Raw genomic sequence first — 19843 nt, 5'->3', positions numbered from 1 at the left:
ACGTATCCTCACCGTTCGATCAGCGCGATGCGCTTGTTGTACCAGTTCATCAACAGCGAAATGCTGATGCTGATGGCCAGGTAGACGCTCATGGTGATGGCGATCACCTCGATGGCCTGGCCGGTCTGGTTGAGCACGGTGCCGGCGAACAGCGAGACCATTTCCGGATAGCCGATGCCTGCGGCCAGCGACGAGTTCTTCGCCAGGTTCAGGTACTGGCTGGTAAGCGGTGGAATGATCACGCGCAGTGCCTGCGGGATGATCACCTTGCGCAGGGTTGGCCCCTCGCGCAGCCCCAGCGAACGCGCAGCCTCGGTCTGGCCATGGCTGACCGAACGGATACCCGAGCGCACGATTTCGGCAATGAATGCTGCGGTGTAGATCGTCAAGGCCAGGGTCAACGCCAGTAGTTCAGGGATCAGTACCCAGCCGCCGACAAAGTTGAAGCCCTTGAGCTGCGGCACCTCCCACTGCACGGGGCTGCCGAACAACAGCACACAAGCACCCGGAATGGCGATCATCAGCGCCAGCCCCACCCAGAACTTGTGATACGGCTGGCCGGTTTCTTCGAAGCGCCGGTTGGCTCGACGCGCCATCAACACGGTTGCCAGCACGGCTACCAGCAGGGCAGCCACGAATGGCCAGAAGCCTTCTGCCATGGAGGCTCCAGGCATGTTCAGGCCGCGGTTGCTGATAAAGAAAGCGTCATCGATGTTGATGCTGCCCCGCGGCCCCGGAAGGGTCAGGAACACGGCGAAGTACCAGAACAGGATCTGCAATAGCGGCGGGATGTTGCGGAAGGTTTCCACGTACACGGTAGCCAGCTTGTTGATCATCCAGTTCGGCGACAACCTGGCGACACCGATGATGAAGCCCAGCAGTGTGGCCAGCACCACCCCGATGAGGGTCACCAGCAAGGTGTTGAGCAATCCGATGACGAACACCCGCGCATAGCTGTCCGACTCCACATAGGGAATCAGGTGCTGAGCGATGCCGAAGCCGGCACTGCGGTCAAGAAAGTCGAAGCCCGAGGTGATGCCTCGGTGCTGCAGGTTGGTTTGCGTGTTGTGAAACAGGTACCAGCCCAGACCGACCACGAAGACGATGGTCAATAGCTGGAACAGCCACGCGCGCACACGTGGATCGCTCAGGGATAAACCCTTTGGTGCGCCAATTCGATTTTGCATGAAATGCCCCGAAGAGAAGGGTAGCGGACCGCCTGCGGCGGCGGGATGCCGCCGCAGGTGCAACCATCAACGCACAGGTGGTGCGTACTGGATGCCGCCGTTGTTCCACAGGGCATTCATGCCACGGTCGATCTTCAGGTCGGTGCTCTGGCCAAGGTTCTTCTCGAACACCTCGCCGTAGTTGCCCACTTGCTTGACGATCTGCACTACCCAGTCCTTGGGCAGTTTGAGGTCCTTGCCGTACTCGCCATCGCCACCCAGCAGACGCGCCACATCCGGGTTCTTGGTGCTCTTGGCCTCGGCCTCGACGTTCTTGGAGGTGATGCCGGCTTCTTCGGCATTGAGCATGGCGAACAGGGTCCACTTGACGATGCTGAACCACTCCTCGTCACCCTTGCGCACGACCGGGCCCAGCGGTTCCTTGGAAATGGTTTCCGGCAGTACCACGTAGTCGGTCGGGGCGGCGAGTTTGGAACGCTGGGCGAACAATTGGGACTTGTCCGACGTCAGCACGTCGCAACGGCCAGACTCCAGGGACTTGGCGCTCTCATCCGAAGTGTCGAAGGTGATGGGGGTATATTTCAGGCCATTGGCGCGGAAGAAGTCCGATACGTTCAGTTCGGTCGTGGTGCCGGCCTGGATGCAGATGGTCGCGCCATCGAGCTCCTTGGCGCTGGATACGCCCAGCTTCTTGTTGACCAGGAAACCTACGCCGTCGTAGTAGGTGACCCCAGTGAACATCAGGCCCATGCCGGCATCGCGCGAGCTGGTCCAGGTGGTGTTGCGCGACAGCACGTCGACTTCGCCCGATTGCAGCGCGGTGAAGCGTTCCTTGGCGTTGAGCTGGCTGAACTTGACCTTGGTCGCGTCCCCGAACACTGCTGCCGCTACAGCGCGACAGACATCGGCGTCGATCCCGACGATCTTGCCTTGTGCATCTGGAACCGAGAAGCCAGGGAGACCGTCACTCACGCCACACTGGACGAAGCCCTTCTTCTTTACCGCATCGAGCGTCGCACCGGCCTGGGCCGTACTCACGGCGCCCAGGGCAGCGGCAGCGGTCAGGACTGCCAGGGTGGTTTTCAACATCTTCATTCACAACCTCCAAATCGCTCTTGTTGTATCGAGCCGGAATTGCACCGCACCCTTTTGAGGCGCATCCGACCCGTATTGGCTTGTTATTGGGTCACTTGGCGCAATGGGCTGTTCTGTGACAGCCTTCGCGTGCAAAGGGTGTTACCGTCTCGGCCTGTCCCTTGCATCACAGAGGGAAGTGCAAACCGCGTACCAGATTGCGCGGCTTGAGCGTTTAAGCACGAGTCAAGTAGGGAAAGTTGCATCGTTGCGACATTCTTTTTCCGGCTCGTCGGGCGCGCGCCTTCTTTTCAAGCACGACCCCTTCCACACGCACGTTTTCGGAGCAGCCATGACCGACCCACTCATTCTCGAACCCCAAAAAGCCGCAGATGCCTGTGTGATCTGGTTGCACGGCCTGGGCGCGGACCGTTACGACTTCCTACCGGTGGCCGAATTCATGCAGCAGCATCTGCTCACTGCCCGGTTCGTCATGCCCCAGGCGCCGACCCGGCCGGTGACCATCAATGGCGGCTATGCCATGCCCAGCTGGTACGACATCAAGGCCATGACGCCGGCCAGGGCCATCGACGAGGCCGAGCTCGAGGCCTCGGCCGAGCAGGTCATAGCCTTGATCAAGGCCGAGCAGGCCAAGGGCATCAGCCTGTCGCGCATCTTCCTGGCCGGGTTCTCCCAAGGGGGCGCCGTCGTGCTGCACACGGCCTATATAAAGTGGCAGGAAGCACTGGGTGGCGTGCTGGCCCTTTCCACCTATGCCCCCACCTTCGCTGACGAGCACACGTTGAGTGCTTGCCAGCAACGCACCCCGGCCCTGTGCCTGCATGGTGTGCACGACCCGGTGGTGATCCCGTCGATGGGGCGCACGGCCTTCGAGTACCTGAACACCTGGGGCGTCGCTGCCCAATGGCACGAGTACCCGATGGAGCACGAAGTGATCGTCGAAGAACTCAATGACATCCTTCAATGGCTGGCCAAGCAATTGCAGTGACCTGGGCGCACGGTTCGTTCAAGGCCATTGCACTACGCCGAGCGGGGATCTTGCATTACACTGCCCGGCGTACATTCCTTAACCAATTGACGAGATGACCGTGCTCAAGGCACTCAAGAAAATATTCGGCAAGGGAGACATTGCCCCCCAGGCCACTGCGCCCGCTGCCAGCACTACCCCGGCGCCAGCGGCCCCCCAGGCCGATTTGCCAGCGGCCCCCGCCGTTGCGGGCAACCCGCCTGCCGCCCAAATCGAACACACTGCCGCTACCAAACCGGCCAGTGACAAACCGCGTCGAGAGCGCAAGCCAAAGCCCAAGCCGCAGGCCAGCCTGTGGAAACCGGAGGACTTCGTGGTCGAGCCCCAGGAGGGCAAGACCCGTTTCCACGACTTCAAGCTCTCCTCTGAGCTGATGCACGCCATTCACGATCTGGGGTTCCCCTACTGCACGCCGATCCAGGCGCAGGTGCTGGGCTTCACGCTGCGGGGCCAGGACGCGATCGGCAGGGCCCAGACCGGTACCGGCAAGACGGCCGCGTTCCTGATCTCGATCATTTCCCAGCTGCAACAGACGCCCCCGCCCAAGGAACGCTACATGGGCGAGCCACGCGCGCTGATCATCGCCCCCACGCGGGAGCTGGTGGTGCAGATTGCCAAGGACGCGGTCGCCCTGACCAAATACACCGGCCTGAACGTGATGAGCTTCGTCGGCGGCATGGACTTCGACAAGCAGCTCAAGGCCCTGGAAGCACGCCACTGCGACATCCTGGTGGCAACCCCCGGCCGCCTGCTGGATTTCAGCCAGCGTGGCGAGGTGCACCTGGACATGGTCGAGGTGATGGTGCTGGATGAAGCCGACCGCATGCTGGACATGGGCTTCATCCCGCAGGTGCGTCAGATCATTCGCCAGACGCCGCCCAAGAGCGAGCGCCAGACGTTGCTGTTCTCGGCCACCTTCACTGATGACGTGATGAACCTGGCCAAGCAGTGGACGACCGATCCCGCCATCGTCGAGATCGAGCCCGAGAACGTGGCCAGCGAAACGGTCGAGCAGCACGTTTACGCGGTGGCTGGCAGCGACAAATACAAGCTGCTGTACAACCTGGTGACCCAGAACAAGTGGGAACGGGTGATGGTGTTCGCCAATCGCAAGGACGAAGTGCGCCGTATCGAGGAAAAACTGGTACGCGATGGCGTCAATGCCGCGCAGTTGTCCGGCGATGTACCCCAGCACAAGCGTATCCGTACCCTCGAGAACTTCCGTGAGGGGCGTATCACGGTGCTGGTGGCGACCGATGTGGCTGGGCGCGGGATTCATATCGACGGCATCAGCCACGTCATCAATTTCACCCTGCCGGAAGACCCTGACGATTACGTGCACCGGATCGGCCGTACCGGCCGGGCAGGCACGAGCGGCGTGTCGATCAGCTTTGCCGGCGAAGATGATTCCTACCAGTTACCAGCGATCGAAACGCTGCTGGGGCGCAAGATCAAGTGTGAGATGCCGCCCGATGAGTTGCTCAAGCCAGTGCCGCGCAAGCACACTTGATCGGGTTGCGGGCGGTCAGGTCGATGATGCCCATGCTCCGGGCCCTGACCACCGGATCGGCCGCAACGGGCCGCGCAGCGACCCTGGGCGTTGAGCCTGCATGACTGAACCCTGGGCGTTTCTGCGACGCCCAAGGTCAATCGCTCCCTCTACCCCCACCGCCCCGCCGCGTCCTGGTCGCTCTGACGTCCTTCCACCCATCGCTCCCCTTGCCCGGTCGTTTCCTTCTTCCAGAACGGTGCACGGGTCTTCAGGTAATCCATGATGAAGTTGCAAGCCTCGAACGAGGCCTGCCGATGGGCACTGGCCACGCCGACGAACACGATCGGCTCACCGGGCGCCAAGTAACCCACGCGGTGCAGCACCTCGACCTTGAGCAACGGCCAGCGCTGCTGCGCCTCGGCCACGATCTTGGCCAGGGCCTTCTCGGTCATGCCGGGATAATGCTCAAGCATCATACCCGCCACGTCCTGGCCGTCGTTGAAGTCCCGCACGTAGCCGATGAAGCTGACCACTGCCCCAACACCCACGTTGGCCGCGTGCAAGGCGTTGGTCTCAACGCCTGGGTCGAAAGCGCCTTCCTGTACCCGAACGGCCATGCTCAACCTCCGGTCACAGGCGGAAAGAACGCCACTTCATCGCCCTCTTGCACAGGCTCATCCAGCCTGCACAATTCCTCGTTGCGGGCGCACATCAGGTTTTGCTCGGCCAGCACCTGATAAGGCTCGCCTCTACCCACCAACGCCAGGCGCACATCGTCCACATCCTTGAACGTCCCTTCGAGCGACTCGCTACCGCGTCCCAGCCGCTCCCGGTAGCGAGCGAAATACATCACCTTGATCTTCATCAGCCTTGCACCTTGTACGGGCCGCTTTTTCCGCCCAGCTTCTCCAACAAGCGCACTTGCTCGATGACCATGCCCTTGTCCACGGCCTTGCACATGTCGTAGAGGGTCAATGCAGCCACGCTGGCTGCCGTCAGCGCTTCCATCTCCACGCCGGTCTGCCCGGCCAGCTTGCACCGGGCGACGATGCGCACTGCATCACTGCCCTCGGCGCTGAGCTCGACCTTGACACTGGTCAGCATCAGCGGGTGGCACAACGGAATCAGGTCGCTGGTCTTCTTCGCCGCCTGAATGCCGGCGATGCGCGCTACAGCGAAGACATCACCCTTGGGATGCTCACCGTCCACGATCATTTGCAGGGTGTGCGGCAACATGCGCACGCGCGCTTCGGCTGTGGCCTCGCGCTCGGTCACGGCTTTTTCAGTGACGTCGACCATGTTGGCCCGCCCTTGGGAATCAAGATGTGTCAGCACTGCTCTGCTCCTGTGAAGGGAGCAGAGAGTGTAAACCGGTGGGTCAGGTTTGAGCAGGGGCCAGGCCGACACATCGCGGCCAGAAGCCGCCGGGCGGCGAACCGCCCGGCGCACGGGGCTACATGTGGGACTCGGCGAACTCGGCCAGCACCGACCGAGGCACCCCTTGCAGGGTGATGTGCACGCCGTGGGGGAAGTCCTTGAAGCGTTCGGTCAGGTAGGTCAGGCCCGAACTGGTCGCGGACAGGTATGGTGTATCGATCTGCGCCAGGTTGCCCAGGCACACCACCTTCGACCCTGCGCCGGCACGGGTGATGATGGTTTTCATCTGGTGCGGCGTGAGGTTCTGGCACTCGTCGATGAGGATCAGGCTCTGCTGGAAGCTGCGACCACGGATGTAGTTGAGCGACTTGAACTGCAGCGGCACCCGCTCGAGGATGTACTCGACACTGCCGTGGGTGCTTTCGTCGTCCATGTGCAAGGCTTCGAGGTTGTCGGTGATCGCGCCCAGCCAGGGCTCCATCTTCTCGGCCTCTGTGCCCGGTAGAAAACCGATCTCCTGGTCGAGCCCCTGCACGCTACGGGTGGCGATGATGCGCCGGTAACGCTTGCTGACCATGGTCTGCTCGATGGCCGCCGCCAGCGCCAGAATGGTCTTGCCCGAACCCGCCGCCCCGGTCAGGTTGACCAGGTGGATATCCGGATCGAGCAGCGCCAACAGCGCCAGGCTCTGATGAATGTCACGCGGCTTCAGGCCCCAGGCTTCCTGGTGCAGCAAGGGCTCCTGGTGCAGGTCGAGCAGCAGCAGTTCGCCCTCGCGCGTGCCCTTGATCCAGCCGACGAACCCTTGCTCATCGATGATGAACTCGTTCACGTGCACCGCTGGCAGCGGCTCGGCCAATTGCACCCTGTGCCAGGTACGGCCACGTTCCTGACGCGTGTCGACCTTGCTGACCCGGTCCCAGAACGAGCCGGTGACCGAGTGGTAACCCTTGGACAACAGCGACACGTCGTCGACCAACTGGTCGGTGCTGTAGTCCTCGGCGGCAATGCCGCAGGCACGCGCCTTCAGGCGCATGTTGATGTCCTTGGTGACCAGCACCACGTCCAGGTCGGTACGCCGTGCCCTGACTTCGAGCAGCTGATTGATGATGATGTTGTCGTTGAGGGTTTCGGGCAACAGCTTGTTCGGCTCGTTGCGCGGGGTCATCAGGATGGACAGATAACCTTTTGGCCCACTTTTGCCACGCTGGATGGGTACCCCCTGCTCCACCACGCTGGGCGAGGCATCACCCAGCGTCTGGTCGATCAGGCGGATGGCCTGGCGGCATTCGGCAGCGATACTTTGCTTACCGGCCTTGAGCTTGTCGAGTTCCTCCAGCACCGTCATGGGAATGGCGACGTGGTGCTCCTCGAAGTTGAGTAATGCGTTGGGGTCGTGAATCAGGACGTTGGTATCGAGCACATAGAGGATTGGCTTGCTGGAGGAAGGGGTGCGTCCTTGGTCATCCATACTCGGTCACCTTATGTCGAAGCGGCACGGCGTGGTCTGTTACGCCGCGGAGTGACTGCCGTTCTTCCCGTATCCGCGTTGTTACGGGCGGGAAGCGATCTGGCCAGGTGGACCCATGTGACGCCACCTGTGCTGCAGGAATCGGCTGTCTGGTTTCTTCATACCGCAAAAGCCATGACCGGAAAAAGCATTTTCATACGATTGCCAACTTTATTTTTCTGATTGACGAACAGGCCTTGGCGCCAGCGCCAAGCAGGTCTACAGTCAGAAGTCAGGTTGCTGCGCGCCCTGTCCGTATTCGCGACAATCCTGCCAACCAATGCCGCTTTGCGCGGTGTGTTCAAGCAGCCACTGCAGCGCAGGCCTGGCCTTGGGCAACGCGTCATGAAACTGGATCACGCCTTTGCGCCATAGCAGCATCAAGGTCAACACACGCTGGGCTGAGGCCTGCGCACTCAAGCCCGAGTCGTCCTGCGCATCGATATCCCACAGCGAGACCTGCAACTGCTGGCGCTGCATGAAGGCCTGGCCGTCGGCCCGCCGCTGGCCATAGGGCGGGCGAAACAGCGGCACGTACTGCTCGGGCAGGTCTGCCCGCACCCGTGCCTGGCTGCGGCTGATCGAGGCCTGCCAATCCGTCCACTGCGCGTGGGACCGGTACTCCCACCCCTGAATGCCTACGCACTGCCCTTGATACAAGCGCCGCAGGGCCGTCAGCGATTCGCCGTCACGACGTTGCTGCAAGCGGCTACCGAGCACGAAGAACGTCCCGTCGAGCTTCTGCTTGCGCAGGTAGGCGGCCAATTCGTCTGTGGTGCCCGCCGCCGCACCCGGCCCACCGGCAAAGGTGAGCAGAAACAGCCGGTCATTGAGTTCTTCGCCGTTGCGCTCGGCCGCCGACAGCCGCTGTACTTCGCTGCTGGTCTGCGGCAACAACGCCGCCTTGCGCAGTTGCTCGTTCAGGTACTGCTCATGAAATTGCCGGCTGGGCTCGATCCAGTCCGTGTAGAACTCACCCACATCCGTGGCGAAGGTCGCCGCTTGCAAGCGCAGTTCGGCCATCGACGTCACCGCATAGCAAAAGGACGCATCCTGCTCGCAACTGCGTTGCGCCTGTTGATAACCTTGCCAAAGCCGCTGCCACAGCCGCGCCCTCACCTGCCTGACCTTCTGCACGTTGATCTGCCGCAGGCCCAGGCGAGCTGCCAAGGTATTCTCGTCGAGCAGCTCGTTCTCGTGCAGCACCCGGGCGAACGAGAGTATTTCGGCCCGTGATGCCACATCGAACAGCGCAGGGCTGTCCAGCTGCTCCGGCCACAGGCCACGGTCCAGGCTGGCCGGCGTGGCAGGGGCGGCTTGAACGGCCAGGCTCAACAGGCCAGCCAGCAGGGCTGTAACGAGGCGCACGGTCAGGGCTCCGCTCAAGGAAAACAGGCACTATAGCCGCTGTATCGGCCATGGGCGTTGACTATTGTCGCCATAGTTTGGACTTGCCTCGCCCAACCCTTAGAATCCCCGCTCAACGATGCCAGGAGCCGATCCGATGCTGACGGTGATTTCCCCCGCCAAGACCCTCGACTACGACACCCCGCCGGTGACCGAGCGTTTCACCCTGCCCCGCCACCTCGACCATTCCCAGGAACTGATCGAGCAGCTGCGAGCAATGAGCCCGGCGCAGATCAGCGAACTGATGCACCTGTCCGACAAGCTGGCGGGCCTGAACGCCGCGCGTTTCGGCAGTTGGACACCTACCTTCACGCCAGAGAACGCCAAGCAGGCCCTGCTGGCTTTCAAAGGTGACGTCTACACCGGCCTGGACGCCCAGACCTTGACTGAAGACGACCTCAGCTATGCCCAGGATCACCTGCGCATGCTCTCCGGCCTCTACGGCCTGCTGCGCCCTCTGGACCTGATGCAGCCCTATCGCCTGGAAATGGGCACCAAACTGGCCAACGCCCGTGGCAAGGACCTGTACGCGTTCTGGGGCACGCGCATCAGCGAGTGGCTCAACGAGGCCCTGGCCGAACAGGGCGACGATGTGCTGCTGAATCTGGCCAGCAACGAATATTTCAGCGCGGTCAAGCGCAGCGCCCTGAAGGCCCGGGTGATCAACGTGGACTTCAAGGACCTGAAAAACGGCCAGCACAAGATCATCAGCTTCTATGCCAAGAAAGCGCGCGGCATGATGAGCCGCTTCGTCATCGAAGAGCGCATCAGTGACCCGACGCAGCTCAAGCAGTTCGACGTGCAGGGGTATTACTACAGCGCCGAGCAGTCGAAGGCCGAACACCTGGTGTTCTTGCGGGATCAGCCCGACGCATAGGGCGCTGAGCGCAACGGGTCGTCAGGGCAGCCTGTGTGCCACCTTGGCATCATGGGTGACCACCAGCAAGGTCGTGCCTCTTTCCTGGTTGAGGGTCAGCAGCAGGTGCAGCACCTGCTCACCGGTCTGGGCGTCAAGGCTCCCGGTGGGCTCGTCGGCCACCAGCAGGCTCGGCTCGGTCACCAACGCACGCGCGATCGCCACACGTTGGCGCTGACCACCGGACATCTCGGCGGGCCGCTTCCCCGCCTGGCTGGCAAGGCCTACGGCACGCAATTGCACCTCGGCGTGCTGGCGGGCAACGGGCAAGCGCAGCCCTCGATACGATAGCGGCAACGCCACGTTGTCCAGGGCGCACAACCGCGGCAGCAGGTTGAAACTCTGGAAAACGAAGCCGATCAGGCGGTTACGCATCACGGCGCGCTGGTCGGCGCTAGCGCCTGTCATGTCGTTACCGCCGATCCATACCTGGCCTGCGCACGGGCGGTCCAACAGCCCGATCAGGTTCAGCAACGTGCTCTTGCCCGAACCGGACGGGCCGATGACAGCGCACGTCTGCCCGCTGGGGATCAGCAGGTCGATGCCTTGAAGCACCGGCACGTCACCCTGAAACCGGCTGACATTGCACAGCTGTACGGCGGGCATCATGCGGGCTTGCCTGGTTCGTCAGGGCCTTCGAGCGGCGGGTGATCCTTCTTTGCCCGGTCTTCAAGCTTGCGGGCGGTTTTCAGGAGGGCGTCTATCAGAGAATCGGCTTCATCGCCGTGCGGTGGTTCGGTTCTGCCTATCATCGCAGTCAAATCAAATTCGTAGTTTCTAAAACTCGCCTCCATGATAGGAGGAAGTTTTTTGTAGTAATCGATCATTTCCCTCAGCGCATCGTCCCTGAAGCCTGTCCTGTCGTATTCCGCGTTGGCTTTGTCAACGATGTAGCGGGTCCACTGCGAATAACGATGACCCAATTCAGCACTGGCAGCGTGCCGCTCGTTGTAGGTGAAGTCTTCGCCCTCATCGTAACCAATCAGCGCCAATTGCTCTGTGGTGAGGTGTTTGAAGGGGTTGGCATCTTTCCCGTTGATAAAATCAGTTGCTTGCCGCGCCCTGGCTAACAGCGCCTGATCTTGCGTATCAGGGATGAAGGCATCATGCAGCGCCTTTGTATAGACGTAGCCTTGACCGCCTAGACCCATTTGAATGCGCGACCCAAGCTCCGCCAACTCCTGCCGACTCAGCTGGCTATCTCGGACAGCCGCTCGCTGCGCCGCCGCCGCGAGTTGACGGCCCAACGCTGAAACATCAGAACTTGACTCATGTATTTCAAACACGGGCGCTACGTTGCCCGCGTTCGTACCGGTCGTTGCCTCCTTTGCCCGCGTTACAGGTACAGCCCCTGCGGAAAAACTTGCCGTTCTCGAAATATGTTCCATCGCCGCACCTCGATTTGAAATTCCGGGAGTTCAATCGGTGAAAGTGCCTGCGTTTGCCATCAGCCCCAATCCAACAGCAAAGCAGGCTACGGAGCCGAGTTACTTCATGGTGAATTCGGCTTTCCAGGCGTAGTTGGAACTGAACCCCGAGTTAACGGCGGTGCAGGTTGCACCGCCGGCCGGCGTGGCAGTCTTGTTCCACTTAGGCTGCTTGATACCTCCTGACATCATCATGACGAACGTCGTGCTGAAGGCGCATGACTTGCGCCCTTGCGAATAGCGGAGCATTGCACCATTGGTGTCAGGGCTCACCAGACGCTGCACGGTGAACCTGATGCTCTCACCCGGTTTCACTTCATCGTGCGGCTTAGGGTTGGCAATCTGATACGTACTGGTCTCGTTCGCATTGGTCAGCTGGAGTTTCACCGACTCGGTTCCAAGATTTCTGAACGTCACTTCAACGGGTGGCCCGGCAAGGGCTGCAGCCGCCGCCAGCATGACGGCGGTGGCAGACAGGATTCGCATGCAGTTCTTCATCGTTTCAAGCCTCGTCTCTTCCATGTGGTTAGGGAGCAGACGCCTGCGTGGGCCGGCCACGCATGGACTGCGACGATCCTTCGTTCACAGCCGCCGATGACGACGTCTAGCCACGTTGGCGGCCCGGTGCTGAAAAACCTTAGGAAGCGAAGGGCCTTCAAGCGTTACGAAATATGGCGAGAAATCGTGAATCCCAGCCGTAAAGGACTGTTTATTGACGTCAAGAAATAAACACTGGTCCAAAAAATCTCAGATTGCCACCATCGCTCAGGCCGATTTTTTTTGTTTTTTTTTCGCACCCGACGCTCATGCTGGCATATAAACATCTCGAAACATTTTCGCCCTTTATATACCGAGGTCAAACCGCCTCGTGCCATCAATTTGAAATTGTATGATCCTCGCGAAATACTGAAAAAACCCGCATACGAATGAATCTCAGGCCGGAACTTCTCTCAACCCTACTGCTCATAGGTGCCGTAACGATTTTGCTGTTCGTAGGTTGTAAGAGATGGCCTAAAGATAAATTCCCATACCGGAAAGTTGCCAGCATCTCGATATCAAACCCTGGCAATAAAATGTCGCGCCCAGCACATCAATAATGGCCACGCCCAGCGCGGGTAATTGAACGCTATGGTTTTTATTTTAAATAACACACCCAGCGACCCGGCACCTGTATATAAACATGGACAGACGTGCCGACCGCACCCAAGTACTTTCTAAGCGTGGCTCAAATGGGCTTGCTCAACTAAGCACTTTAAACGCATACGTTTAATGTTGAATGTGATTGCCTGGGGCGATGCCGATAATCGCCACGCCCCCGTGCGCCCTGAATTTGTTGTTAATCAACCCCACTCGGCACCTGCAAGTACAAGTGCCAGCGTGATAACACACGAGGTGATAGCGATGCGTATCAGCATCTTTGGTTTGGGTTATGTAGGTGCCGTCTGTGCAGGTTGCCTGACTGCACGTGGCCATGACGTAATTGGCGTCGATGTCTCGGCCACCAAGATCGACTTGATCAACCAGGGTAAGTCGCCCATCGTCGAACCAGGCCTGGAGGCGCTGTTGCAGCAGGGCATCGCCAATGGCCGCCTGCGGGGGACCACCGACTTTGCCGAGGCCATCCGGGCCAGCGATGTGTCGATGATCTGCGTGGGCACCCCCAGTAAGAAGAATGGCGACCTGGGCCTTGAGTACATCGAATCGGTGTGCCGCGAGATCGGTTTCGTGCTGCGTGAAAAAGCCAGCCGCCACACCATCGTGGTACGCAGTACCGTGTTGCCGGGCACCGTGAAGAACGTGGTAATACCGCTGCTCGAAGACTGCTCCGGCAAACGTGCCGGCATCGACTTCGGCGTCGCAGTCAACCCTGAGTTCCTGCGGGAGAGCACGGCCATCAAGGACTACGACCATCCGCCGATGACCGTCATCGGTGAGCTCGACAGCGCCAGTGGCGACGTGCTCCAGGCGCTCTACGAAGAACTCGATGCACCTGTCATCCGCAAGTCGGTCGAAGTGGCCGAGATGATCAAGTACACCTGCAACGTGTGGCATGCCACCAAGGTGACCTTCGCCAACGAGATCGGCAACATCGCCAAGGCCGTGGGCGTCGATGGCCGCGAAGTGATGGAAGTGGTCTGCCAGGACAAGGCGCTGAACCTGTCCCAGTACTACCTGCGTCCCGGCTTCGCCTTCGGCGGCTCGTGCCTGCCCAAGGATGTCCGTGCACTGACCTACCGCGCCGCCAGCCTCGATGTGAAAGCGCCCCTGCTCGATTCGCTGATGCGCAGCAACGAGTCCCAGGTGCAGAACGCCTTCGACCTGATCGACAGCCACGACAAGCGCAAGGTGGCCCTGCTGGGCCTGAGCTTCAAGGCCGGCACCGATGACCTGCGTGAAAGCCCACTGGTGGAGCTGGCCGAGCGCCTGATCGGCAAGGGCTACCAGTTGGACATCTATGACGAGAACGTGCAGTACGCCCGGGTACACGGGGCGAACAAAGAGTACATCGAATCGAAGATCCCGCACGTGTCCTCGCTGCTCAATGCCGATTTCCAGAAGGTGATCGACAACGCCGACATCATCGTGCTCGGCAACCGTGACGAGCAGTTCCGCGCCCTGGCCCAGCACGCGCCGGCCGGCAAGCAAGTGATCGACCTGGTGGGCTTCATGGCCAAGCCCACCAGCCCCGATGGCCGCACCGAAGGCATCTGCTGGTAACGCCTGGCCAGGCGACGCGGTGCCCCATCCCGCGTCGCCCCTACCCTGAATTCTTCACGGATGCTGAACATGCAAAGGCTTAAGACAGCGCTGCTGCAGTGCGCCGGTTGGTTGTTCTACATGAGCCTTCTCATGCTGATCGCCCTGGCCCTGCCAGCCGACATCTTCGACCCGCAGTCCAGGCACTTCATCTTCCTGGTCGGCGCAGTTGGCATCTGGCGTTACTCCATGGGCGCCACCCACTTCATCCGTGGCATGGTCTTTCTGTACGGCGTCTATCCGTACCTGCGCCGCAAGGTGCAGAAGATGGGCCAGGCAGCCGATCCGTCCCATGTCTACCTGATGGTCACCAGCTTTCGCATCGAAGCGCTGACCACCGCCCAGGTGTACAGCTCGGTGATTCGCGAAGCGATCGACTGCGGCTTCCCCACCACCGTGGTCTGTTCGCTGGTGGAGATGTCGGACGAGCTGCTGGTCAAGAGCCTGTGGGCCAGGTACAACCCGCCCCCTCATGTCACCCTGGACATCGTGCGCATCGCAGGTACCGGCAAACGCGATGGCCTTGCCTACGGCTTTCGCGCCATTTCCCGCATGCTGCCCGATGACGATGCCGTGGTGGCGGTAATCGACGGCGACACCGTGCTGGACGAGGGCGTGGTGCGCAAGACCGTGCCGTGGTTCAAGCTGTTCCCCAACGTCGGAGGCCTGACCACCAACGAGTTCTGCGAAGTGCGCGGCGGCTACATCATGAGCGAGTGGCACAAGCTGCGCTTCGCCCAGCGCCACATCAACATGTGTTCCATGGCCCTGTCCAAGCGCGTGCTGACCATGACTGGCCGCATGTCGATGTTCCGCGCCAGCGTGGTGACCAACCCCGAGTTCATCGCCGACGTGGAAAGCGACGCGTTGATGCACTGGCGCCTGGGGCGCTTCAAGTTCCTGACCGGTGACGACAAGTCCAGCTGGTTCAGCCTGATGCGCCTGGGTTACGACACGTTTTACGTGCCCGATGCGGCCATCAACACGGTCGAGCATCCGCCTGAAAAAAGCTTCTTCAAGGCCAGCCGCAAGCTGATGTACCGCTGGTACGGCAACAACCTTCGGCAGAATTCACGCGCCCTTGGGCTTGGCCTGCGCCGCCTGGGGCTGTTCACCAGCATCGTGCTGTTCGATCAGCGGGTCTCGATGTGGACCAGCCTGCTGGGCCTGACAGTGGCCCTCATCGCCAGCCTGAAATTCGGCATGGCCTACCTGCTGGTGTACCTGCTGTGGATCGGTTTCACCCGCCTGGTACTCACCTTCATGCTGCTGTGCTCGGGCCACAGCGTTGGCCCGGCCTACCCGGTGATTCTCTATTACAACCAGATCGTCGGCGCGCTGATGAAGATCTACGTGTTCTTCCGCCTCGACAAACAGTCGTGGACGCGCCAGCCCACCACCCTCAAGCGTGACCTCGCCAGCTTTCAACAATGGTTCAACACCTGGTCCTCGCGGGCCATGACCTTTTCGGCTGCCAGCCTGTTCGTCGCTGCGCTGTTCATGGTCGTGTGACCCCGCCCCGGATCGGAACTAACAGGAACAACCGCCATGAATACCGCCGTGAACGTCAACGTCGTGCATGAATCCGAAGCCCAGCGCCAGCACGCACGGGTGCGCATGCCTGCCAGGCTGCGCTTTGTCGACGCCCAGGGTCAGCCCCATGAAACCAAGGTGGATGACCTGTCGGCCGGCGGCCTGAGCTTCCATAGCCCGCATCCTCTGGCCGTAGGCCAGGTGCTGCACGGCCGGTTGCAGTTCAGCGTCGATAACCTGGGGCTGTCGATGGACGTGGCGTTTCAGGTGCGCTCCTACGTCCCAGGCAGCGGTCGGGCCGGCGTGCAGTTCCAGAACCTGGAGCCGCGCGATATCGCCACCTTGCGCCACCTGATCACCAGCCACTTGTCCGGCGAGCTGATCACCGTGGGCGATGTGCTCAGCACGCTGCAACGGGACAACTTCACCAAGGCGCGCAAGCAAAAGGACGCCGGCAGCGGGCAGGGCCCCCTGGCCCGGTTCAAGGCGGTCAGCGTGACGCTGGGCGTGTTCGTGGCGGGCGTGGCAGCGTTCGGCTTCGTTGCCAAATCGCTGTATGGCCTGTACTTCGTCAGCCATGCCCAGGCCGCAGTCGTCGCCGTGCCTGTCACCACCATCACCATGCCCAGGGACGGCACCGTCAGCAGCCTGGTGCCAAGCGGCGCCCAAACGAGCAAGGGCGCCCCGCTTGCCAGCTTCAGCACCAGCATGCTGGACGTGCTCAAGGGCAGCCTGGACGACACCCAGCTCGACCCCGCCAAAATCCAGGAGCTGTTCGGCAAGCAACTGTCCGGCACCCTCACCAGCCCTTGCGATTGCATCGTCGCCCGCCAGCGTGTGGAAGACGGCCAGTACGCCGCCAAGGGCCAACCGATCTTCGAGCTGGTGCCACGCACGAGCACACCCACTGTCCAGGCCCGCTTCAGCTACCGCCAGTTCGACGAGGTCAAGCCGGGGACGCGGGTCAACTTCCAGGTGGCAGGCGAAGACCAGGTGCGCGCAGGGGAAATCGTCGCCAGCAGCAGCCTGGAACCCGACGCGCTGGCCGCCGACATCCGCGTACAGATCAAACCGGACAGCGCCCTGCCAGCGGCCCTGGCAGGCCGGCCGGTGTCGGTTGCCAGCAACCGCGGCCCTTCGCTGGACTGGCTGATCGGCAGTGCGTCGGCCCGTGGCCTGTGAGGGCGAGGTGATGACGAGCATGCCAACCTTACCTGGGTCCAACCCGCGCCCTTTCACTGCGTGCGCACTTGCCCTGACCGTGACACTGGCCGGTTGCGCCGGTCTGCCCGACCAGCGCCTGGCCAACGAAGCGCTCAAGCGCGGCGACCTGGCTGTGGCTGAACGCAACTACCAGGCACTGGCCGACCTGGGCTACAGCGATGCCCAGGTCGGGCTGGCCGACATCAAGGTGGCCACCGGTGACAGCGCCCAACGCGAGCAAGCCGAAGCCACCTACCGCGCCGCCGCTGCCACCTCGCCCCGTGCCCAGGCGCGCCTTGGCCGCCTGCTGGTGACCAAGCCGGGCAGCACCCAGGCCGAGCGCGAAGAAGCGCAAACGCTGCTCAAGCTTGCCGCCCGCCAGGGCCAGGGCAATACCCTGGTGCCACTGGCCCTGCTGTACCTGGCCTACCCGCAGAGCTTCCCTACCATCAACGCGCAGCAGCAGATCGATCGGTGGCGTACCGAGGGCTACCCGGAAGCGGGTATCGCCCAGGTGCTGCTCTACCGTACGCAGGGCACCTACGACCAGCACCTGGACGAAGTGCAGAGCCTGTGCCAGGCGGGGTTGGCGACTGCCGACCTGTGCTACGTGGAGCTGGCCACCGTGTACCGCAAGCGTGGTCAGGCCGAACAGCTGGCCGCCCTGATGCACCAGCTCGAATCGGCTTACGCCCGCGGGGCAGTGCCTGCCAGCCGGGTGGACAGCGTCGCTCGCGTGCTGGCCGACCGCAGCCTGGGCCAGACCGATGGGCAAGCTGCCAAGGCGTTGCTCGAACGCGTGGCACCGGCGTACCCGGCATCCTGGGTCAGCCTGGCGCAGCTGCTGTACGACTTCCCTGAACTGGGGGACACCGACCAGTTGCTGGCTTACCTGAAAAAAGGCCGTGATGCGCAGCAGCCTCGCGCGGACCTGCTGCTCGGCCGCCTGTACTACGAGGGCAAGCAGCTGCCGGCCGATGCCGAGAGCGCCGAGCGTCACCTGCTGGCCGCCGCCACCGCCGGCGAGACCAGTGCCCGCTACTACCTGGGCCAACTCTATCGCCGTGGCTACCTGGGCAACGTCGAGCCGCAGAAAGCGCTGGACAACCTGCTGGCGGCAGCACGCGGTGGCCAGGTCAGTGCCGACTATGCCCTGGCGCAGCTGTTCAGCGAGGGGCATGGCATCCGCCCGCAACCTGCCGATGCATGGGTCTTCGCGCAACTCGCCCAGGCCAACCCGACGCCCCAGTCGGCCGAGCTGTTGCAGCAGATCGAGCAGCAGCTGGCGCCCGAGGCGCGCCGCCAGGCTCAGCAGACGCTGGCGCGGGAGACCCAAGCTCGCATGGCCATGACGCCCGGCACCAGCAATACCTTGGCCCTGGATGTGCTGCAAGCCGATGAAAACGACGTAGACGATGAGGACGCGCCATGATGCTCAACCCTTTCGTCAAAGCCGGGATCGGCCTTGGCTTTGCCTTGCTGTGGTCCTGCCCGAGCCTGGCTCAGGTCACGGCCGAACGCAATTTTGGCCTGGAAGTGAAAGTCACTGGCCAGTCCGAAGACGACCGTGACCTGGGCACCCGCCCAGGCGGTGACGTCAATGGCCTGGGCCTGGACCTGCGCCCGTGGGTCTACGGCGAGCGCGACAACTGGAGCGCTTATGCCATGGGCCAGGCGGTCACTGCCACCGATACCATCGAAACCGATACCCTGCGCCAGAACGACGATGGCACCACCACCGACACGGGCGCAGACAGTCGTCAACCGGACAAGAGCTACCTGGCCATGCGCGAGTTCTGGGTGGGCTACAGCGGCCTGACCGCCTACCCCGGCGAGCAACTGCGACTGGGCCGGCAACGGTTGCGCAGCGACGATGGCATGTGGCGCGACACCAACATCGAAGCCCTCAACTGGACCTTCGACACCACCCTGCTCAAGGCCGACCTGGGTGTAGCCCGGCGTTTCAGCGAATACCGAACCGACCTGACCGACCTGGCCCCGCAGGACGAGGATCGTACTCACCTCTACGGCAATGTCGCTGCCCAGTGGACGCCTGGCCATTGGGTGGGCCTGCGGGCTCATCACACCCACGACAGCGGTAGCCTGAAAAACCCCGGCCAAACCGTCGACGCCCTGGACAAGACCCGCACCGGCGACCTGACATGGCTGGGCCTGGAGGCCAACAGCGATGCCTACAACTGGCGCAATGAGCATGACGTCAACTACTGGGGCAGCCTGACCTGGCTGACCGGCAACCGCGACACCCTTAGCAGCCGCCAGGTGGGCGACCAGCAAGTGGCCACCGGTACCCAACGCGGCGACGTCAATGCCTGGGCCACCGACCTGGGCGTACGCCTGCGCCTGAACCCGCAGTGGCAGGTGGGCGCCGCCTACGCCCGCGGCAGCGGCGGCGGTGACGAGGGCGGCAACAACTTCGAGCAGACCGGCCTTGAAAGCAACCGCTCCAACTTCACCGGCACCCGATCGCGTGTGCATCGCTTTGGCGAGGCCTTTCGTGGCGAGTTGGGCAACCTGCAGGCCGCCACCTTGTTCGCCTCCTGGCAGCTGCGCGACGACTACGACGCAAGCTTCCTCTACCACAGGTTCTGGCGAGTGGACGGTGCGCAGAACATAGGCTCGAGCGGCATCAACGCCGTAGTCAACGACAACGGCATCAACCGGCCTTTGGTCGAGGGTGAGAAAGACCTTGGCCAGGAAATGGACGTGGTCGTGACCAAGTACTTCAAGCAAGGCCTGCTCCCCGCCTCGATGAGCCAGGCGATCGACGAGCCTTCGGCTCTGGTTCGCCTGCGTGCTGGGGTATTCAAGCCGGGCGATGCCTACGGCAAAGAGGCAGACAGCTACATGCACCGCGCCTTCGTCGACGTGATCTGGCGTTTCTGAGGCCACGA

Annotated in this window: 18 protein-coding genes; 8 read left to right on the top strand and 10 right to left on the bottom strand. The window is 62.1% G+C overall.

The features are described from left to right. Positions 1-8 precede the first annotated feature (8 nt). Positions 9-1187 carry an amino acid ABC transporter permease gene (locus tag MOP87_RS03345; RefSeq protein WP_110607134.1) on the bottom strand — a complete coding sequence of 393 codons (1179 nt, stop codon included), beginning with the start codon at positions 1185-1187 and terminating at the stop codon, positions 9-11. A 66-nt stretch (positions 1188-1253) separates the two neighbouring features. Continuing rightward, positions 1254-2282: an amino acid ABC transporter substrate-binding protein gene (locus tag MOP87_RS03340; RefSeq protein WP_027914457.1), complete on the bottom strand. Its 1029-nt coding sequence runs from the start codon at positions 2280-2282 to the stop codon at positions 1254-1256. A gap of 331 nt (positions 2283-2613) precedes the next feature. Between MOP87_RS03340 and MOP87_RS03335 the strand changes: the two genes are divergently transcribed. Then, entirely contained in the window at positions 2614-3270 is a 657-nt protein-coding gene (locus MOP87_RS03335) for an alpha/beta fold hydrolase (RefSeq protein ID WP_088522909.1), read from the top strand. A 100-nt stretch (positions 3271-3370) separates the two neighbouring features. Beyond that, positions 3371-4819: an ATP-dependent RNA helicase RhlB gene (gene rhlB, locus MOP87_RS03330; RefSeq protein ID WP_110607143.1), complete on the top strand. Its 1449-nt coding sequence runs from the start codon at positions 3371-3373 to the stop codon at positions 4817-4819. Positions 4820-4968: 149 nt separating this feature from the next. Here the strand turns inward: rhlB and moaE are convergent, their stop codons facing one another. The 5 genes from moaE to MOP87_RS03305 all read right to left on the bottom strand — a co-directional run bounded on the left by moaE (position 4969) and on the right by MOP87_RS03305 (position 9056). Continuing rightward, positions 4969-5418, bottom strand: a complete 450-nt coding sequence (gene moaE / locus MOP87_RS03325; protein WP_027914454.1) for a molybdopterin synthase catalytic subunit MoaE — start codon at positions 5416-5418, stop codon at positions 4969-4971. Between the two features lie 2 nt (positions 5419-5420). Beyond that, on the bottom strand, positions 5421-5666 hold the full coding sequence (locus MOP87_RS03320) for a MoaD/ThiS family protein (RefSeq protein ID WP_027914453.1): 246 nt from the start codon (positions 5664-5666) through the stop codon (positions 5421-5423). After that, the gene (gene moaC / locus MOP87_RS03315; RefSeq protein WP_023534451.1) at positions 5666-6136 is read right to left on the bottom strand and encodes a cyclic pyranopterin monophosphate synthase MoaC; all 471 of its coding nucleotides are present in this window, start codon (positions 6134-6136) and stop codon (positions 5666-5668) included. Before moaC ends, MOP87_RS03320 begins: the two co-directional genes overlap by 1 nt. 118 nt (positions 6137-6254) lie before the next feature. Further along, positions 6255-7649, bottom strand: a complete 1395-nt coding sequence (locus tag MOP87_RS03310) for a PhoH family protein (protein WP_023534350.1) — start codon at positions 7647-7649, stop codon at positions 6255-6257. 264 nt (positions 7650-7913) lie between these two features. Continuing rightward, the gene (locus MOP87_RS03305) at positions 7914-9056 is read right to left on the bottom strand and encodes a polysaccharide deacetylase family protein (RefSeq protein WP_242810127.1); all 1143 of its coding nucleotides are present in this window, start codon (positions 9054-9056) and stop codon (positions 7914-7916) included. Between the two features lie 136 nt (positions 9057-9192). Between MOP87_RS03305 and yaaA the strand changes: the two genes are divergently transcribed. Next, positions 9193-9972, top strand: coding sequence for a peroxide stress protein YaaA (gene yaaA, locus MOP87_RS03300; protein WP_059183308.1), 780 nt, complete (start codon positions 9193-9195; stop codon positions 9970-9972). A gap of 21 nt (positions 9973-9993) precedes the next feature. Here the strand turns inward: yaaA and MOP87_RS03295 are convergent, their stop codons facing one another. From MOP87_RS03295 to MOP87_RS03285, 3 genes are all read right to left on the bottom strand, one after another. Next, a complete protein-coding gene (locus MOP87_RS03295) occupies positions 9994-10620 on the bottom strand; it encodes an ABC transporter ATP-binding protein (RefSeq protein ID WP_104925864.1) in 627 nt (208 codons plus the stop codon). Continuing rightward, positions 10617-11399 carry a hypothetical protein gene (locus MOP87_RS03290; RefSeq protein WP_242810126.1) on the bottom strand — a complete coding sequence of 261 codons (783 nt, stop codon included), beginning with the start codon at positions 11397-11399 and terminating at the stop codon, positions 10617-10619. The genes MOP87_RS03295 and MOP87_RS03290 overlap by 4 nt, the downstream gene beginning before the upstream one ends. Positions 11400-11498: 99 nt before the next feature. Then, entirely contained in the window at positions 11499-11924 is a 426-nt protein-coding gene (locus MOP87_RS03285) for a hypothetical protein (RefSeq protein ID WP_225806670.1), read from the bottom strand. 915 nt (positions 11925-12839) lie between these two features. On the opposite strand from MOP87_RS03285, the gene MOP87_RS03280 reads away from it, so the two are divergent. The 5 genes from MOP87_RS03280 (at position 12840) to MOP87_RS03260 (ending at position 19835) form a co-directional block, all read left to right on the top strand. Next, on the top strand, positions 12840-14156 hold the full coding sequence (locus tag MOP87_RS03280) for a UDP-glucose/GDP-mannose dehydrogenase family protein (protein ID WP_023534285.1): 1317 nt from the start codon (positions 12840-12842) through the stop codon (positions 14154-14156). Between the two features lie 69 nt (positions 14157-14225). Continuing rightward, a complete protein-coding gene (alg8, locus tag MOP87_RS03275; RefSeq protein WP_161780414.1) occupies positions 14226-15707 on the top strand; it encodes a mannuronan synthase in 1482 nt (493 codons plus the stop codon). 36 nt (positions 15708-15743) lie between these two features. Further along, entirely contained in the window at positions 15744-16910 is a 1167-nt protein-coding gene (locus MOP87_RS03270; protein WP_128610841.1) for an alginate biosynthesis protein Alg44, read from the top strand. 19 nt (positions 16911-16929) lie between these two features. Then, entirely contained in the window at positions 16930-18363 is a 1434-nt protein-coding gene (gene algK, locus MOP87_RS03265; protein ID WP_242810125.1) for an alginate biosynthesis TPR repeat lipoprotein AlgK, read from the top strand. Continuing rightward, positions 18360-19835 carry an alginate export family protein gene (locus tag MOP87_RS03260; protein WP_027914445.1) on the top strand — a complete coding sequence of 492 codons (1476 nt, stop codon included), beginning with the start codon at positions 18360-18362 and terminating at the stop codon, positions 19833-19835. Before algK ends, MOP87_RS03260 begins: the two co-directional genes overlap by 4 nt. The last annotated feature ends 8 nt before the right edge of the window (positions 19836-19843 follow it).

Source organism: Pseudomonas sp. I3-I5, from assembly GCF_022699445.1.
GTDB lineage: Bacteria > Pseudomonadota > Gammaproteobacteria > Pseudomonadales > Pseudomonadaceae > Aquipseudomonas > Aquipseudomonas fulva.
This window is presented reverse-complemented; position numbering and strand designations above follow the sequence as displayed.

Excerpts from the sequence above, each read along its gene's own strand:
- MOP87_RS03320 (WP_027914453.1), bottom strand. The coding sequence starts at position 5,666 with ATGAAGATCAAGGTGATGTATTTCGCTCGCTACCGGGAGCGGCTGGGA.
- MOP87_RS03280 (WP_023534285.1), top strand. The coding sequence starts at position 12,840 with ATGCGTATCAGCATCTTTGGTTTGGGTTATGTAGGTGCCGTCTGTGCA.
- MOP87_RS03290 (WP_242810126.1), bottom strand. The coding sequence starts at position 11,399 with ATGGAACATATTTCGAGAACGGCAAGTTTTTCCGCAGGGGCTGTACCT.
- MOP87_RS03270 (WP_128610841.1), top strand. The coding sequence starts at position 15,744 with ATGAATACCGCCGTGAACGTCAACGTCGTGCATGAATCCGAAGCCCAG.
- MOP87_RS03260 (WP_027914445.1), top strand. The coding sequence starts at position 18,360 with ATGATGCTCAACCCTTTCGTCAAAGCCGGGATCGGCCTTGGCTTTGCC.
- yaaA (WP_059183308.1), top strand. The coding sequence starts at position 9,193 with ATGCTGACGGTGATTTCCCCCGCCAAGACCCTCGACTACGACACCCCG.
- MOP87_RS03335 (WP_088522909.1), top strand. The coding sequence starts at position 2,614 with ATGACCGACCCACTCATTCTCGAACCCCAAAAAGCCGCAGATGCCTGT.
- MOP87_RS03295 (WP_104925864.1), bottom strand. The coding sequence starts at position 10,620 with ATGATGCCCGCCGTACAGCTGTGCAATGTCAGCCGGTTTCAGGGTGAC.
- MOP87_RS03285 (WP_225806670.1), bottom strand. The coding sequence starts at position 11,924 with ATGCGAATCCTGTCTGCCACCGCCGTCATGCTGGCGGCGGCTGCAGCC.
- algK (WP_242810125.1), top strand. The coding sequence starts at position 16,930 with ATGCCAACCTTACCTGGGTCCAACCCGCGCCCTTTCACTGCGTGCGCA.
- MOP87_RS03310 (WP_023534350.1), bottom strand. The coding sequence starts at position 7,649 with ATGGATGACCAAGGACGCACCCCTTCCTCCAGCAAGCCAATCCTCTAT.
- alg8 (WP_161780414.1), top strand. The coding sequence starts at position 14,226 with ATGCAAAGGCTTAAGACAGCGCTGCTGCAGTGCGCCGGTTGGTTGTTC.
- MOP87_RS03345 (WP_110607134.1), bottom strand. The coding sequence starts at position 1,187 with ATGCAAAATCGAATTGGCGCACCAAAGGGTTTATCCCTGAGCGATCCA.
- moaE (WP_027914454.1), bottom strand. The coding sequence starts at position 5,418 with ATGGCCGTTCGGGTACAGGAAGGCGCTTTCGACCCAGGCGTTGAGACC.
- MOP87_RS03340 (WP_027914457.1), bottom strand. The coding sequence starts at position 2,282 with ATGAAGATGTTGAAAACCACCCTGGCAGTCCTGACCGCTGCCGCTGCC.